We start from the raw sequence: 16,995 nt of genomic DNA, 5'->3' as shown, positions 1-16,995 counted from the left end.
TTCAAAAACAAAACTAAAAAAAACCCCTATTTTACGGCAAAACCACACGTTAATAAGTGACAAGAAAAATTTTATTTTTAATAAAAAAATGGAATAAAAAGAAAAATCATACCTGAATTAACGAGTATGATTTTTCCAAAGGGTGATTTTTATATTTACATCTTATGGCCAAGAGAATGTTTCTCCTGTAACATGATTCGTATACACTCCTGTTCCGTCACCTGACCAAACAAAACTTTCTGTTAATACTCCTGCTTCGAAAGCCTTAATTGATCCTGACCTATCTGTTTCATTATAAATCATTTCTATTTTATCATTATTATGATCTTCGATCGTGAAAGTGATCACACTACCCGTTTTTCTATATGTCATTAGGATAAAGCTTCCGTCTTCACCGTTAAATCTTACTTCATAGAAATTACCATCTTTACTAATTCTACCTTCATAAAAAGTTCTTCGCACTCCTCCTTCTTCTATATCATATGTAAAATAATCAAAAGCAGCATCTGATGTTACTGTATAATAAAGCGTAACACCACCTGCACTCCAAACCCAAGTATCTGCCATACTTCCGTTTTTACCAACTACACTTTGCTGCTCGGCATCAGTTGGAATGCTTAGAAAAATTGAAGAATACGTTAATGCCTGTACTTGTAGTGATGCGATAGTCCATACAGCGTTAGATGCATACACATTGTCTTGTGCATATCCTTCCATTGCATCTGGAGCTTCTATATTACCGATAGATTCTTCATATTGCCCAAAACGTTCCTGAAGATTCTCGAGCTGGTTTTCATTTTCAATTACTAAACCATCATCATCATTACCGCAAGATTGAAACACTAATGCTAGTGCTATCATAATCATCGTACCTATACTTTTAAATTTTGTGTTCATTGTTTTCATTTTTAATTATTATCAAGTTTTTTCATTAGTGTCGTTAAAGACAAAGAGGTAAACATTGTTTTTATATTTTTTTGAATTCAACTCTTCTATTCTTTGCTTTTGCTTCTGGAGCATCACCATTATCAACCGGATCACTCTCCCCTTTTCCTTCAGTTTTTAGCCTAGAGGAGTCAATACCAAACTCACTCACTAAAGTCTTCTTAACTGAAACTGCTCTTTCTTCAGATAGTTTTTGATTAAAAGCATCATCACCGTCTTTATCCGTGTGGCCAGTAATTAACACGTTAACTGATGGATTTTCAGTAAGCACACCTGCTATCTTTTTGATAGTACCGTAAGATTCGGATTTCATACTAGCTTTTCCAGTGTCGAAAGTAATTCCATATGTCACCAGTTTTCCTTCGGTTATCAGTTTGTTTCGCATATCAGGTTTTCCAACCGCATATCTTATATTCCCTAAATAATAGAATGTATTTTCTTCTGATATTTCTGAGAAGAATTTTAGATTTTTTACAATAGTGTTTTTTTCAAAAGCTCTAGGTATGTCGAATACTTTTTGCTCATTAATATAAATACGCATTCTTTGTTTTTGTTTCCAGATAGATACGTGTATTTTTTCTCCTCTTCCTCTATTATCTTTATCAAAAAGCTCAATTCCTTTTTTAGAACGAAGATCTAGGTTTCTGTCTTTGTTATATTTATAGATATCAATTCCTCCACCACCGCTGATGCCACCTCGTATAGCAAATGAGAAACCGTTATCTCCAGGCGTTCCATCCTGCAAGCTATATCCGGGATTTTTTAAATCAGAAAAAACAACCATTAAATCTCTTTGATATGTGTATTGCGCCACATCAAAATCGAATACAACATCATATTCCAATGTAAAATTATCTGGAAACTCTTCGATAAATTCAGGAACATAAGACCCTTTTCCCGTTCCTATTTGAATGAATCTACCTTCGGTATTATTTAAAGTAACTACCTCTGCAGAGTTAGAAGAGTTCCACCTTGCAGGCAAATCTCCAATTTCATCCTGACTAAAATCTTCGTAAGCTAAAATATTCTCTCCAGCGACAAAGTCAAATTTGGAATACGCGGCAAAAGCAGGTTTTCCATTTTCCAATTCCTCCGTTTCATTTACTGTATCAGAAGAAATTACGGCGTCATTACTTTTTTTAGTTTTCTTACTTTTTTTCTTCTTTTTGCTTTTAGGTTTTCCGTCGACAGTATCATCAATTGTTTTACCTGTCTTTTTGGAAACTTTTTCCTCTGTCTTTTTTAATATGGTCTTTTCTGCGGCTTTTTCAGCAGTTTTTGCTACTTTCTTCCAAAACTGAGCTTCTACATGTTGCGGTATTATCATTAAAATAAACAATACCGCTATTCCGATTATTTGCTTTGTAGTTTTCATCTATTAAAAATTTTTATTTTACTAGAAATGAGTTAAATAAAAATCTTTCGCTTAGATCAACCGCTATGCTTTCGCATAAAAAATTTAATTATTTCGGTAGTAAGCAAAAAATTAATTTTGTTTATGCTCATTTCATAATTATGTTGTTTGGTTTTATCTCTTTGTATCCTTTTTATAAAAAAGGTTAACTTTATCTTTGGAAAATAAGATGAACCTATTACCCTATAGTCAGGTGACCAAGTATGAAGGAAGAACTCTTAACACTAAAAAAAGGGCATAATCAAGCATTAGAAAAAATCTATAACGAGTATAGAAATGCTTTTTTGCAGTTTGCAAAAAAGTATGATCTGGATCACGATGTACTTATAGATATATATCAAGAAGCTTTTATCGCCTTACGAGAACATGCAATCAATGGAAAACTAGATGCTATTAAGAGCTCTATTAAGACTTATTTATTTAGTATCGGAAAGTATATGATCTATGATCAACTCAAGAAACAGAAAAAAACTATTTCCTATGAAAGTAGCGTGGAATTTAAAGAAACATCTGAAGATCACGACTTTTTTGAGGAACCTGAATTGAGTCCAGAACAGCGATTATTACGACAACATTTTAAAAATTTAGGAAAACGTTGTCAAGAAATGTTAACCTTATTCTATTATCGGGGACTAACGATTGACGAGATTACCGAAAGTTTAGGCTACGAAAACAAAAATGTAGTAAAAAGCCAGAAATCTCGTTGTATAAAATCCCTTAAAGAATTAATTAAAACCCCCGCTTAAATGGAACGAGAAGAGTTAATAGACAAATTTCTACATTCAGAACTGACTCCTGCGGAAAAAGAGCAGTTCGACGACCTGCTTACCAATGATATCTCATTTAAAGAAGATCTGGATCTACTATCAAATTTGAAAAGTGTAGCTGGTGCAGAAGACAGAGATGATTTGAGAAAACAAATGGCCAATTTTGAAGCTAAAATTGCCGCTAACGACACCAAGGTAGTACCACTATTTAATTACAAAAAACTATTAGTAGCTGCATCGATATTATTAATAATTTCTCTAGGAGTTATTTCTTTATTAGATCCTTTTGGTGTTAGCACTAATGATCTATATGCTTCTAATTTTGAGCCTTACAAAAATGTAGTAACTCCTATTGTAAGAGGAATAGCAGATGATAATGAAGAAATTGCAGCTTTTTCTTCATACGAGAATAAAGAATACGCAGTATCGGCAGAACAATTTGGAAAGTTATACGAGACCACCCAAAAACCTTATTTCTTATTATACCAAGCTAACGCTTTATTAGCTATTGATCAAACTTCTGAAGCAATACCTTTATTAGAACAACACATTGCTTTAAAGGATGAATTAATAGAAAGAGGTAAGTGGTATTTATCGCTGGCTTACCTGAAAGAAAATCAAAAGGAAAAAGCTATTCAATTATTAGAAGACTTATCTGCCAATGGAACCTTTAAAAAAGGTGATGTGCAAAAACTATTAGATCAATTGAAATAATCTTAGGTATTACTGCTTTTTATTTTCTTTATAACCACTAAAACAATAGGAATAAAAAGCAGTAATAACCACCATAAAAGAGAACTACTACTTTCCAAAGGAGCGGTATCACCAGATATCATAAATCCTGACCAATAATACGGATGCATTAATAAATCATCGTCAGCATTTTTAAGATACGTTAGCTTTGCCTCTCTTAAAGCTTGATCTTTTGGTAATGATTTATTCAGATTTTTATAGAAATCATGCATTAGATCTGCAGTGGTTTGATCATTAATTTTCCATAAAGTATTTACTAATGATTTAGCGCCAGCATAGCTAAAACCTCTTGCTAAACTTAACATCCCTTCTCCTTTCTCCAATTTTCCTAACCCTGTTTGACAAGCACTTAGCGCTACTAAATCTGCATTGATATTATATCCGTACAAATCCTTCACATACAACAACCCATTTTCACCACTATCATCATTAGCAAATGCTAAATAAGAATAATCAGGATATTCATCGTTAGTAGCTGCATGAGTAGCAAAATGAAGCATACTATAAGTCTCAGAATTCTCTGAAAAAGAAGCCAAAGACGCTTCATTACCAATTATAGCTTTTCCATTAAAAAAATTAGTAATCTGTGTTACTTCATCTACATTATATAACAATGGCCCGAAATTAGGTCTGTCCTGAGAAATAGTGTTGCCTATTTTTTCAAAACTAGGTGCATATGCCACTAAATTATTGTACTCACTTTTTGATGTATTTTGTTGTTCCCTAAGTAAGGTAGCAGAATTTGTATACGAAATTTGATACTCCTTAATCAGATAATCTGCAGCATTATTCGAAGTTGTTAATGCTTCAAACGGAAGGTAAGTCAAAATGTCATCAGGGATAATTAATAATTCTTTAGATTCAATTTTTTCCAAAGGCTTCATTAAAATTCTTTTATACACTTCATAGCCTTCGGCATAAATATCGGGTAGCTCCTTAACATTTAGATTAGACAACAAAGAATAAAAATGTGTTATCGTCTCTCGATCCTTCTTCTCTAAAGGCACCTTATAAAAGTATTTGCGTTGATTTTCTAAAGTGATCACATACAAGTTTGTACTCGTCGCAACATAACTGATTAATGCTTTATTTTGGAGCAGACCCGTCGATATATCTTCCAAATTTACTACATCAGCATTATATTTTAAATCATAGTATTTTGGGTACTTTTGCTCCATATCAGAGATAAAGTTATAATACTTATTTTTTAGTTGAAATAAAGAATCGAAAACAGCAATATCCGATCTTTGATTAAAGAATTTCTTTTCTAAATGAATAATATTTGCTCTGAATTGTTGCTCCTTATCAATGATTTCTTCGGGCACACCTCCAAAAGAGCTTGCTTGAGTACTTCTAGTTGCTTCCAACAGAATAACACTTTTACTTTTTTCTGAGAAATAAAATGCTGCATCTATATATTTCAATTCATTTGTAGTAGCATACAAATCAAAAGCGATCTCTACCATACTATGAAAAGCAGGATACATTTCTGTAATTAGGAATTGTTTATCGACTTTGCTTTCGAATTCTGGTTTTAACAGATCTAACGTTTTGATAATATCATTAGACGTGGTAAAAGCTATTTCGAGATCTTTAGTATTATTACTTTTTTTGAATAGTAATTGAAGTGCTTTCAACTTTTCTTTTAGCACTTTAACCAACTCTAATTTGGATAGTACTTTTTTTGGATCAGGATTAACTCTAATGTCTTTATTTGTAAAATCAGGAGCTAATTGCATCAAAGATTCTTGATAATATTCTAAAGCTTTAGAAGGGTTATCCTTTGTAACTTCTAAATTTGCAAGCTTTTGATAAAGATCTGCAATATCCGGATGCTTTTCAGCATCTATATATTTTTTAACTACCACTAAAGCTTTGTTATATGATTCTTCCGCAGCGTTGTATTCTCCATTTTTCAAAAAAGCATCTCCCTTAAGTATTTCTAATTTATTACTAAGAACACCTTCTACTTCATAAAGCTTTTTACTTTTATTGATATAACCCAAAGCTGCCTTAACACTATCCTGTTCTAAATAATTTTTTATTAATATTTGATAAACCGCCTTCATTGAATTTATTGCTCTGGTCTGGTCTTCCATTTTTTCATAAAAATCCAATGATTCTAACTGAATCTTTTTAGCTTCCGCATATTTTTTTTGTGCCATCAATACTTGAGAGAGTCTATATTTAGTACCTACAAGATTCTTTTTCCATCCTTGAATTTTGTATTTCTCAATATCACCAATTATTCTATTGTAATATTCTTCCGCTAAATTATTTTTCCCTTCCCTCCTATAAATTGAAGCAAGATATTCTTGTATATTAATTTTTGTTTGAACATCAAAAGCAGATAAATTATCGTCATTTGTATAAAAAACATCAAGTAGTTCATTAAAATACCCCTTTGCTTTTGGTAAATTATTCAATTTGAAATGATAATTTCCTTTATTAGTATTTAGGAATTTAAGGTAATCATTTTTTGAAACCAATGAATCAATTAAAGGATCATAAACCATAATGGAATCCATCGTATTAATATCATTCTTTAGATTTTTTAAATCAAAATGAAAACCATCCGAATTAATTAACAAACTAAGTACCCCTAACTTATTATCTAAACCATTAATATCTTGATTCGATAAATTATAGCTTCTCTTTAAATAAAAGCGTGTACTATCAGAATCCCTATACAAAAAACTCATTGCTTTTTGATTAAGGGTTTCAATTTTATTAGTCAACACTGAATCTTTTGAACTATTCTGTTGAGAAAACAAAAAACTTGAAAAAAAACAATAAATTATTAGCAGTATATATTTCATAAAAAAAGCCTTTGTATGAACAAAGGCTAATTTAATAATTTATAGTGAAATTAATTTATCCGCTATAAAGTGCCATAAAAATTGTATGATAAATCAAGGTCTCCCTCAACTTTCTTTACAACTACTAGAAACTCCTCAGGAAACTGTATTCCTTCTACATTAAATGGGCTTTCTAATAAATTTTCATTTAATTCACTAGCTTCAAACTCTTCTAAAGCAAATAAAACTTCTTCACTTTGAGGATCAATAATTTGAAGACCAAAACTATTAAGGTTTTGTTCTACTGCAATCGTAACTACACTGTTAAGAGGTATAGGACAATTATTGTCTGGTCCAGGATCGAAACAAGGCGGAAGTGGAGGAATAGGGCCAAGACCAAATCCTACCAGTCTTTCTTCGATCACGTTACTACGCTCCTCAATAAAGCCTAATCTATTGTTTACACTTTCTAGTTCACCAAGCGCGTTATCATTTTGAGGGTCATTTTCTAAAATAATGAGAAGCTCTACTCTTCTTTGATTAAGTCTAGTTTCCTCTACACTTAGTGAATAATCTTCAAACTGTAATTCTAAAACAGTCTCTCCTTTTGCTATTTCATCGATAACTTCCGTTTCTAAATCATCATCGCTACAGCCAAACGGAACAGCAGCGAGCATAATCATAGCAATACATACTTGAATTGTTTTCATAAAAAATTATTGTTTTGGTTTTAATGTTAGTATTCCTTTTCCTTATTAGGTAAACATTAACAACCCTAAAAATAATGAAATTTATTTTTTCAGTCCTTCTGCAACCTTTTCCAACTCCATATACCAATCCTCTCCAAATTTGCGTATCAACGCCTGTTTTACAAATTTGTATATTGGCACTTGTAGTTCTTTACCTAAGGTGCAAGCATCATCGCAAATCTCCCATTTATGGTAATTCACTGCTGAAAATTCGGTATAATCTTGTACTCTAATTGGATATAAATGACAGGATATTGGTTTTTTCCAATCTATTTCTCCTTGATTATAAGCTTCTTCAATAGCACATAGAGCAGTACCTTTTTTATCAAAAATTACATAGGCACAATCAGCACCATTTATTAATGGAGTTTCTAATTCTCCATTTTCCGTTTTGATAAAAGTGCCTTGTTTTTCGATTGCTTCAATACCTTCTTGCCTTAAATATGGCTTTACTACAGGATATATTTCTTTAAGCTTCTGCGTTTCTGCCTCATCTAGTGGTGCTCCTGCTTCTCCATCAATACAACAGGCTCCTTTGCAGGCAGAAAGATTACACACAAAATCTTTTTCTATAATGTCTTCTGAAACTATGGTTTTTCCTAACTGAAACATATTGCGAAGATAGTTTTTATGAAATATAAAATTTACCGATTATTAATCTTTTTATGCTACTTTTATAATATAGAGTACGTATAACTTTGTATGAACCAAAAAACTAATTAAAATGAACTTTGACCCAAAAGAAATACTTACAGCAAGCATGATATTATTTGCTGTAATTGATATTATTGGCAGTATCCCAATCATTATAGATTTACGAAAGAAAGTTGGTCATATCCAAAGTGAAAAAGCCTCTATTGTTGCCGCTATTTTAATGATCTTGTTTCTTTTTGTAGGGAAAGAAATCCTGAATCTTATCGGTATCGATGTAAATTCGTTTGCAGTTGCGGGTGCTTTTATTATTTTCTTTCTTGCCTTAGAAATGATACTTGGTATTCAATTATATAAAGATGACGAACCTGAAACTGCTGCAGTGGTTCCTCTTGCGTTTCCATTAATTGCAGGAGCAGGAACTATGACATCGATACTATCACTAAGAGCAGAATATCAACCTGTTAATATTGTAATTGCAATAGTGATCAATATTATTTTTGTATACCTAGTATTAAAGTCTTCTGGAAAAATTGAAAAAGTATTAGGAAAGCAAGGAATTAATGTGATTCGAAAGATATTTGGCGTAATTTTGCTAGCTATAGCGGTAAAACTATTTGCTACTAATATAAAAGGTCTATTCTGATGAAATATTTTATTTATACGTTAATACTAATTGGTATTTCCTTGATCATCTACAATGCTACTGTTTTAGATTTCAGCAACCTGTTACTAGGAGATAGCAAAACAGCTTTAATGAGTATTATTGCTTCTGCATGTGTTATTGTTCTATTACTTATATTATTAGTTTCTAGAACCATTCAGCAGAAATATGGAAAAAGATAAATAAGGATTACGCAATAAAAGTAATTAAAAAACAGGCAATAATTACTGGTGGTACCGAAACCACCGCAAGAATCATAAAGAAATTATGGAGTTTTCTAAAGATCAAAGAAGTTTTTAATGCCTTTTTTAGTTTCGTATCCTCTGTGCTCTCTATATGTTCTCTAATTAAATCGCCTGAAACATAAGAGGAATCAACTAAAATCTCATTGTCCAGAAATAAAGACGCGCTATTATCTAGCAATCTAAATCCTACCGCAATAATAAAAAAGAAAACGGGAGAACAGAGCGCAATAGCAAGAAGGTATTCTGATAATTCTGACATATTTTGGGGATCGCTTTTTGTATTAAAAATACTACTAAAATGTTAATATTACCAAAGTTACAACGCTTATTAACAAAAACATTAAGAAAAGGGCAGGTATTATCTTTTGAAACATTAGTTTTCTTAACGACTTAGTAGTTTTTTAGGGCATCAGATTTATCCTTAATACGAGAACAACTAAATAATTACTCCGGTGAGAGGGATAAAACCTTTTGAATCATTTTATCATCCTGGTTAATAATTTTTTCGAATTCATTTGTACCAAATAACTGTTGTGCCATAATTGCCTTTAGATACTTTTTTAATTGTTCTCTATAATTATTAAGTTTTAAATCAACGCCATTTCTTCTTGTGTATGCCAAAAATCCTTCGGCAAACTCATTGTCTATTTGGATTTCTTCTTTGAACTGGTCTTTTGTTAATTGGTTATAGTATTCTCTTTTCTTATCTAATTCTTCAAATATATATCCCCCCATTCTACCAGAACGCAACATATAATCTAACGTTTCACCAACTCTGGTTGTGTCCTTACTCACAAATATATCTGGTATTATACCACCACCTCCATAAACTGTCTTACCTCCTGGAGTTTTAAATTTCAAAGAATCCGCCACCTGAATGCTGTCTGCATTTTGTAATTCTCCGTTTTTATACCTTTCTAAATATTCATTAAAATACTCTTTATTACCATTACTGTAAGGCTTCTGAATGGATCTTCCTGTAGGCGTGTAATATCTTGAAATAGTTAATCTAATAGCACTACCATCACCTAATGCCATTTCTCTTTGCACAAGTCCTTTTCCATAAGATCTTCTTCCTACGATTGTTCCTCTATCATTATCTTGTATAGCTCCAGCAAAAATTTCACTGGCAGAAGCAGAGTTTTCATTTATCAGAACATAGATATCTCCTTTTTCGAAACTTCCGTTCTTAGTTGCATAATTATTTTCGATGGCTCCTTTTTTATTTTTAGTAAACATAATAAGCTCATCATCTTTTAAGAACTCATCTGCCATTTTTAGTGCTGGCGCAATAAATCCACCTCCATTATCCCTAAGATCAACTACCAAAGCCTCTGCTCCCATATCTTGTAAAGAATCTAATGCTCTTTTAAACTCGGTATACGTAGTTTCTGCAAATCGGTTTACCTTAATGTATCCCATTTTTTCTTGTAGCATATAACTAGCATCAACACTTTGCAAAGGAACTCTTCCTCTTTTTACCACAACATCAAAAACACCCTTACCTCTACGATATACTTTTAGTTGTACCTGGCTATTTAATTCTCCCTTAAGTTTATCTGCTAGTCGATCTCTTCTTAATCGTTCACCATACAAAGTATCTTGATCAGCCATAAGAATACGATCACCTGCTAAAATTCCGGATTTTTCGCTGGGTCCACCTTTGATCGTATTAATAACAGAAATAGTGTCTCTGAATGGATAATAACTTACACCTATTCCTATGAAATCTCCCTGCATACTCTCTGTAATACCCTCTAGTTCTTCCGGCGGGATGTATACAGAATGTGGATCTAAGTTTTCTAAAATTCGATTAACAGTAACATCTACAATGCTATCTGTATTAATTTCATCCACATACTCATAGTCTATATAATCTATAAGTCTATTTAATTTTTCCTTCTTGGCATTGTAAGAAAACAGTTTAGCAGATGGGTTACTAAAGTTGAGTTTACTACCTAAAAAAACTCCAACTCCCATTGCCAAACCAATAAATAATGGTAAATATTTTTTTGAATAACCCATTAATCTTCCAAGTCAGTTATCTGTTCTATTTCCACACCAGCTTTTTCTAAAAACAAAAGCCCTGAATTATCTTTATATCCATTCTGATAAACGATTCTTTTAATTCCAGCCTGATGAATTAATTTACTACACTCTTTACAAGGAGATAATGTAATATATAAAGTTGCTCCTTTACAAGATTGTGTTGACGATGCAACTTTTAAAATTGCATTTGCTTCTGCATGAAGCACATACCACTTCGTATATCCTTCTTCATCCTCACATGGATTCTCAAAACCGGTGGGTGTTCCATTGAACCCATCAGAAATGATCATTCTATCTTTTACAATAACCGCACCAACTTTTTTTCTTTCACAATGTGACAGTTTACCCCATTCTCTGGCAATTCTTAGGTAAGCTTTATCATACTTTAATTGTTTCGATTTGGGCATATAGAAAAATTGGATTGTATTACTATCTAATAAACTACGAATATATTATGACTATGTGTCAAATACAACCCCAATTAATAAATAATTACCATATTCTATTGGATATAATCATGGGAATTACCATTCCGATTACTATAGACGAAATCACTAAGATCCAATCTCTTTTAGAAAATCTAAAAAAGGTTTGCACAATAAAGCCAAGTACTAAAACAATTACTACAACTATTATTTGAGATATTTCGATACCCAGTGCGAATTCTAATATAGAAAGTGCTTTGTATTCGCCCATAGTACTGATCAAATCAAAATACCTCGAAAAACCTAAACCATGTATTAATCCAAAGAAAACTGTAACTGCATACAGGATACCTATTTTATCTTGTTTGGTGGAATTTTTCGCTGTAATCACATTAAATAATGCAGTAATAAAAATGGTAATTGGTATCAGAAACTCTATTAGTTTTGAATTTACTGAAACTATATCATAAGCGGCTAGAAACAGTGAAGCTGTATGACCTAAAGTAAATAAAGTAACTAGTGTTAATACTCGTTTCCAATCATTGAAATTATATGCGACTGTAAGCACAATGAAAAACAGAATATGATCATAAGCTTCCCAATCCAACACATGGAAAAAACCAGCTTTAAAAAAATACATAAACTCAGACATAAATTTCACTATTTTTTGAGGTTGCGTAATGTACGATTAAAAAGAATAATCTAGAAGTATTGTAGGAACTCTTATAAAAAAATTAGGATTATTTGCCTTTTAAAGCACTGATTTGTCCTTTATCGAATATTTGGGATTCTTAGTAGAAAATAACCACTACAAAAACTTTAAATTATTAATTTTAATACATAACAGATAATTAATTTAAAAATTGGCTCATGGACATTCAAAAATGGATAGATAAAGGATTAGATTTTATTGTAGATTTTGGACCAAAAGTTATTGGTGCAATTCTTATTTGGATCATTGGTTCCTGGATTATTAAAAAATTAATAAAAGGAATTACTAAACTAATGTCCGTCCGAAATTATGACGAAAGTTTGCAAAAATTCCTTGCCAATCTACTAGGTTGGATATTAAAAATTGTATTAATCCTTGCTGTTCTTGGAACTGTTGGTGTAGAAACTACCTCTTTTGCTGCTATTATCGCTGCGGCAGGTTTAGCAGTTGGATTAGCTTTACAAGGTTCTTTAGCAAATTTTGCAGGTGGTGTACTTATTATGATTTTCAAACCTTTTAAGATTGGGGATTTAATAGAGGCACAAGGTGTATTAGGTGTAGTGAAGGAAATAGAAATTTTTACTACAAAATTATCTACTCCAGAGAATAAAGAAGCTATTGTTCCAAATGGAACTTTATCTAATGGAAATATTATCAATTATACCTCTCAAGGTAAGTTGAGAGTTGATCTGAATATTGGAATCGGTTATGGAGATGATATGAAAAAAGCAAAAGATGTTGTAATGAAAGCGCTAACTGATAATCCTAAAGTATTAAAAGATCCTGCTCCAACGGTAGCGGTAAGCGAGTTAGGAGACAATGCAGTTAATTTAGTTGTGAGACCTTTTGCAAATGTTGATGATTATTGGGATGTATATTTTAGCGCTCTAGAAGATTCTAAAAATGCATTAGATGCTGCTGGTATCTCAATACCTTATCCACAGCGAGACGTTCATATCCATAACGTAAACTAGCGTATATTAGAACTTTGTATAACTTAAAAAAGACTTCATTACTGAAGTCTTTCTTGTTTTTTAGAAACCAACATGAGATATCACAAAAATAATGATATTAATATTTTGGGTACTCCTGTAGGCGCATCTTAAACTTAAATTTAAAATATGTAAGACTGATGTGTAATGAACATGTAATAGCACTGGATACAATAAGAATAGAATTTTCTAGATAAAAGCCATATATTAACCATAATGTTCCAGCTAATATACTTATGCCTAACATACACCAAGAAATATTTTGCATAGACTTTGTTTTATATACACGGTATACCTGTGGTATAAAAGAGCAAGAACTTAGGCCTGCTGCTATAAATCCAAGTAATTCTACAATAGGTAGGTTCATGTAATATTGGTTTTATGAGTTGGTTGGTATTATTAATGATTCTGCTTATTCATAGTGCTAACTGAATAAAGGATGCTTAAAATTTTACTTCTATTATTTTTATGTTTATGCTTATTTTTTCTTTCTAAAATCTTTATCTAATTGTTTAATATCTTAATGATTTTAATGCTTTTCCTCCACTATTCCCATTTTTATTATGAGCCCCATTTTTCTTCTGTCGTGCCATATATTGTGGAGATTTAATCAAAGCTCCAATTACTGCGTTGTTTGGCGGTATATTTTTCCCACCACGATATTTAGGATTATTTATAGCTATAGACTGAGAACTTTCATATTCCTTAATCTTATTTAGTAATTGTGTTGTTCTTATCGATAATTCAGCTTCTTTGTCAAAAAAAGGTTTGCCTTTTCTTCTAACATTTCCTCTTTCTAAATCCGTGTTGCTTCTTAACAGTTTTTTATTCTCTATATCCATAATTCTTTCCGCACTGTGACGCATGTTCAAAGCTTTTTGTAAGTAGCGCTTAACCCTTTTTAAATCTTCTTGATTCCTTATCTCTATATTCGCAGTACTTCTCAAGAATCTATCCATTTGATTCATCATAAACTTTTTTTGATTTATGAACGGATTTCTCGCTCGTAACTGTAATAGTGAGTTTTGTAATCTATGATTAAAATCTATGATATTATCTATTAAACTATTGTTATCTGATGCCATATTGTATTGTATTAAATTACATAGTTCTTATTTATAGCATGCTAATCTCGCAAGTAACCGGGCATAAAAACTAATGAGAAGTAATAAACGGCAGATCTAAGTAATAAGTGGTTGGTTATGTCGGTATAAAACTTTCTCCAGATTATCTATTATCCAAAAATCACATCGATCCAACCATTTATTACACTGTCTTATTTTAACTATAACAAAGCATTCATCTTTGTTATAAATTATAATACAACCTAAAAAAACATAAATACGGAATTGACATTAAAAATAGACAAGACCTAATAAAAGCAGTAAGACTACTTCAAAAAGCTAAATTATTGTATAAATGTTGAGTAAAATATGCATTAAAATTTTATGATTCAAAATCAGTTCGAGCGTTTAACAAATCTGTAAAGAAAGGAGATCCTATGGCAATGTTACTATTAAAAGAGAAAGAAGGTGCAAAAGTAGATGGGTTTGATTATAAGATGATCAGCCTAAAAACACCCTAGTGCTTATGAGTTTATTAAAAATACAGAAGGTCTTGCCAGATATTACATAAAACGTACCGCTTATTGATTTGTCATCTTAGAAAGGACAACTACCTAATTACCTTAGTCTTGTAAAATATAAAAAAATCTTCGTGATTTAAATCTTTCTGAGGCTGGCAAAAAATAAGGAATGGAAAAAAGAAAATGATACTACAATGGAAAGAAAAGAGTCATTAGCACAATTAGAATTAGTTCGTGATATGATCTTGGAATCTATTGCTAACAGATACCAAAAAGAAATTGAACGTGCCCTGCAACATAACCAAGAACAATACACAACTATGCTACTTAACACTATAGTATCTGTTCAGGACAATGTAATCACTCAATTACATCAGGATCTTACACCGTTAGCACTCCAAAAAATAATCACCGATCATACAAAAAGTGAACACCTAAATACATATCAAGCAAATCTTATAAATGAAATAGTTGTAGCATCTAGAGATCAGCTATCGATGTCCCAAAAACTAGAAAATGCATATAAAGCCACTAAAGAATTTATAGAAGAGCACCAACAAGGTTTCAGTAAAGAAGAGATACAAAAACTAATCAAGGAAAACCTCTTGGCGCAACCGCTATCGAAAGAAGCATCAAAATTTCTTACAGCTGCTACAGATAATGCTATAGAAAATGTATACAAATCGTCTAATGAATTTCAACAAATTGGAGAAACCTTCGCCCCTGATATGTTGTCTCAGCTTACACAATTACCACAAGGAAAAAGGAATGAAACGCCTAAACCATTAAACGAAAATAAACTGAAGCAAAACAGTCTAAAAACCGGAAAGAATCCCAGAATTTAAAACAACAAGAATCAAAACTTTAAAAAATTACTCATACCTAAAAAAACATATACATGTGGCTACCAAAAAACTTAGGAATTGATAACCTTTTAATAGAAAAATCAGAAGGAAGTATAACTCGAGAAGATCTAAACCAACTTCATAAATATGACTTTAAACTTGCAGAAATGCAAGGCGATGATGTGGTTGGAATAGCTAATAATCGGAATTTATTAAATAGGGTTGATCGGGTGTTGCAAACTATAACAAAAGAGGAATTACGACAGTTATTTTATAAACAGGAAACTACAAAAGCAGGAAAAGTTTTTCGTTCGTTACGAAAAAGAACACTCACAGATGAGGAAACAATAGATGCTATCAATGTTGATAGACATCGAGAACATTTGAGTGAATCCATAAGATCATTAGACCAGGAAATAAAACAAAAGGAAAGAGTAATTCCTCAAGATAATGAGGCTCTTACTAAACATGAAAATGACATTAAAGATAAGGAAAGTAAAAAAGCTCAATTGATAGCAGAGCATAATTTAAGTGATGATCAATTAAAAGTGCTATTACAAGAACGGCTTAGAAACAATCCAAAACCCTGGGATGATAGAACTGCTATTAATAACGCTGATAAAAAAAGAAAAGATCGCGATAAAAAACACTCTTCTAATATTGGTAGGTTGGGGCTTAATACCGGTATGGGCGTAGGTACCATAATCGGAGCTCTTACCGCTGGTGAGTCAGCAACTGCGGCGGCTGTTATTACTGCAGCTTCTATTGGTGCCGCGTTTGGGGGCATCTTCGGTATGCTAGTGGTGGCAATCCCTTTATCCTATTGGCTAGTAAGAGATTACATACCAAGAAGCAAAGCAAGAAGACAAGCCAAATCAGTAAAAGAATTGATTAAAGAAAGAACTAAACGAGAAAGTAGGCAAAGAGAATTAGACCATGAAATAGGAGCTTTACGAAACGACCACGAAAATCATCTAGCAATTCAGCAGATGAAAGAATATGGTGTACTACCGCCACCGCCACCGCTTGAATTAGAACAAGGAATGGGAACGAGGCAAAATAATATTAATGAAACATTATTATTAACTAAAGAACAAATTAGGTCGTTTATTAATGTTAATCGTGGTGAAAAAACAACCAATAAAAAACAAAAGAAACCAGAAGGTTACAAACCTGGAAGACGCCACAAACCAATCAAGTTTGGATAACTTTACATTGCTTGAATGATCATGATTAAATTAGCATTCTAATAGACACAAATAATAGTGCCTGAAAGTATTCTTCAAAACTTTTATAAGCTATATACCAAGTTTCAAAATGTTTGAATTCGCATAGGAAAGTAAACAATCAAATGAAAGCCAAAACCTAAAACAAAGCACATAATACACAAGCCATACTACT

18 protein-coding genes are annotated in these 16,995 nt (G+C 31.9%); 7 read left to right on the top strand and 11 right to left on the bottom strand.

Annotated features, from left to right (window positions below):
• Positions 1-162: 162 nt before the first annotated feature.
• Both ABD077_RS06130 and ABD077_RS06125 read right to left on the bottom strand, forming a co-directional pair.
• Positions 163-897, bottom strand: coding sequence for a hypothetical protein (locus tag ABD077_RS06130; RefSeq protein ID WP_343911477.1), 735 nt, complete (start codon positions 895-897; stop codon positions 163-165).
• A 70-nt stretch (positions 898-967) separates the two neighbouring features.
• Entirely contained in the window at positions 968-2,320 is a 1,353-nt protein-coding gene (locus tag ABD077_RS06125; protein ID WP_343911476.1) for an OmpA family protein, read from the bottom strand.
• Positions 2,321-2,562: 242 nt separating this feature from the next.
• On the opposite strand from ABD077_RS06125, the gene ABD077_RS06120 reads away from it, so the two are divergent.
• Complete coding sequence (locus tag ABD077_RS06120; RefSeq protein ID WP_343911475.1) at positions 2,563-3,105, top strand: RNA polymerase sigma factor; 543 nt, start codon at positions 2,563-2,565, stop codon at positions 3,103-3,105.
• Positions 3,106-3,840 carry a hypothetical protein gene (locus ABD077_RS06115; protein WP_343911474.1) on the top strand — a complete coding sequence of 245 codons (735 nt, stop codon included), beginning with the start codon at positions 3,106-3,108 and terminating at the stop codon, positions 3,838-3,840.
• 2 nt (positions 3,841-3,842) lie between these two features.
• On the opposite strand, the gene ABD077_RS06110 is transcribed toward ABD077_RS06115, so the two are convergent.
• The 3 genes from ABD077_RS06110 to ABD077_RS06100 all read right to left on the bottom strand — a co-directional run bounded on the left by ABD077_RS06110 (position 3,843) and on the right by ABD077_RS06100 (position 8,038).
• A complete protein-coding gene (locus ABD077_RS06110) occupies positions 3,843-6,581 on the bottom strand; it encodes a CHAT domain-containing protein (protein WP_343911473.1) in 2,739 nt (912 codons plus the stop codon).
• 179 nt (positions 6,582-6,760) lie between these two features.
• Positions 6,761-7,387, bottom strand: coding sequence for a hypothetical protein (locus tag ABD077_RS06105; RefSeq protein ID WP_343911472.1), 627 nt, complete (start codon positions 7,385-7,387; stop codon positions 6,761-6,763).
• Positions 7,388-7,468: 81 nt separating this feature from the next.
• Positions 7,469-8,038, bottom strand: coding sequence for a DUF3109 family protein (locus ABD077_RS06100; protein WP_343911471.1), 570 nt, complete (start codon positions 8,036-8,038; stop codon positions 7,469-7,471).
• 112 nt (positions 8,039-8,150) lie between these two features.
• Here ABD077_RS06100 and ABD077_RS06095 point away from each other — a divergent pair, with 112 nt between their 5' ends.
• Both ABD077_RS06095 and ABD077_RS06090 read left to right on the top strand, forming a co-directional pair.
• Entirely contained in the window at positions 8,151-8,723 is a 573-nt protein-coding gene (locus ABD077_RS06095) for a MarC family protein (RefSeq protein ID WP_343911470.1), read from the top strand.
• Positions 8,723-8,923, top strand: a complete 201-nt coding sequence (locus ABD077_RS06090) for a hypothetical protein (RefSeq protein ID WP_343911469.1) — start codon at positions 8,723-8,725, stop codon at positions 8,921-8,923. Before ABD077_RS06095 ends, ABD077_RS06090 begins: the two co-directional genes overlap by 1 nt.
• Before the next feature lie 7 nt (positions 8,924-8,930).
• On the opposite strand, the gene ABD077_RS06085 is transcribed toward ABD077_RS06090, so the two are convergent.
• The 4 genes from ABD077_RS06085 to ABD077_RS06070 all read right to left on the bottom strand — a co-directional run bounded on the left by ABD077_RS06085 (position 8,931) and on the right by ABD077_RS06070 (position 12,112).
• The gene (locus ABD077_RS06085) at positions 8,931-9,245 is read right to left on the bottom strand and encodes a hypothetical protein (RefSeq protein WP_299603916.1); all 315 of its coding nucleotides are present in this window, start codon (positions 9,243-9,245) and stop codon (positions 8,931-8,933) included.
• Between the two features lie 185 nt (positions 9,246-9,430).
• Positions 9,431-11,011, bottom strand: a complete 1,581-nt coding sequence (locus ABD077_RS06080) for a S41 family peptidase (protein ID WP_343911468.1) — start codon at positions 11,009-11,011, stop codon at positions 9,431-9,433.
• A complete protein-coding gene (locus ABD077_RS06075; RefSeq protein WP_299603922.1) occupies positions 11,011-11,442 on the bottom strand; it encodes a deoxycytidylate deaminase in 432 nt (143 codons plus the stop codon). The genes ABD077_RS06080 and ABD077_RS06075 overlap by 1 nt, the downstream gene beginning before the upstream one ends.
• Positions 11,443-11,527: 85 nt before the next feature.
• On the bottom strand, positions 11,528-12,112 hold the full coding sequence (locus tag ABD077_RS06070) for a HupE/UreJ family protein (RefSeq protein WP_343911467.1): 585 nt from the start codon (positions 12,110-12,112) through the stop codon (positions 11,528-11,530).
• A gap of 218 nt (positions 12,113-12,330) precedes the next feature.
• Here ABD077_RS06070 and ABD077_RS06065 point away from each other — a divergent pair, with 218 nt between their 5' ends.
• On the top strand, positions 12,331-13,146 hold the full coding sequence (locus tag ABD077_RS06065; RefSeq protein WP_343911466.1) for a mechanosensitive ion channel family protein: 816 nt from the start codon (positions 12,331-12,333) through the stop codon (positions 13,144-13,146).
• A gap of 97 nt (positions 13,147-13,243) precedes the next feature.
• On the opposite strand, the gene ABD077_RS06060 is transcribed toward ABD077_RS06065, so the two are convergent.
• The gene (locus ABD077_RS06060) at positions 13,244-13,531 is read right to left on the bottom strand and encodes a SemiSWEET family sugar transporter (RefSeq protein WP_343911465.1); all 288 of its coding nucleotides are present in this window, start codon (positions 13,529-13,531) and stop codon (positions 13,244-13,246) included.
• 145 nt (positions 13,532-13,676) lie between these two features.
• Positions 13,677-14,249 carry a hypothetical protein gene (locus tag ABD077_RS06055; protein WP_343911464.1) on the bottom strand — a complete coding sequence of 191 codons (573 nt, stop codon included), beginning with the start codon at positions 14,247-14,249 and terminating at the stop codon, positions 13,677-13,679.
• Between the two features lie 694 nt (positions 14,250-14,943).
• Here ABD077_RS06055 and ABD077_RS06050 point away from each other — a divergent pair.
• Both ABD077_RS06050 and ABD077_RS06045 read left to right on the top strand, forming a co-directional pair.
• A complete protein-coding gene (locus ABD077_RS06050; RefSeq protein ID WP_343911463.1) occupies positions 14,944-15,594 on the top strand; it encodes a hypothetical protein in 651 nt (216 codons plus the stop codon).
• 53 nt (positions 15,595-15,647) lie between these two features.
• Positions 15,648-16,802, top strand: coding sequence for a hypothetical protein (locus ABD077_RS06045; RefSeq protein WP_343911462.1), 1,155 nt, complete (start codon positions 15,648-15,650; stop codon positions 16,800-16,802).
• Positions 16,803-16,995: the final 193 nt, after the last annotated feature.

Source organism: Aquimarina litoralis, assembly GCF_039523995.1.
Lineage (GTDB): Bacteria > Bacteroidota > Bacteroidia > Flavobacteriales > Flavobacteriaceae > Aquimarina > Aquimarina litoralis.
This window is presented reverse-complemented; position numbering and strand designations above follow the sequence as displayed.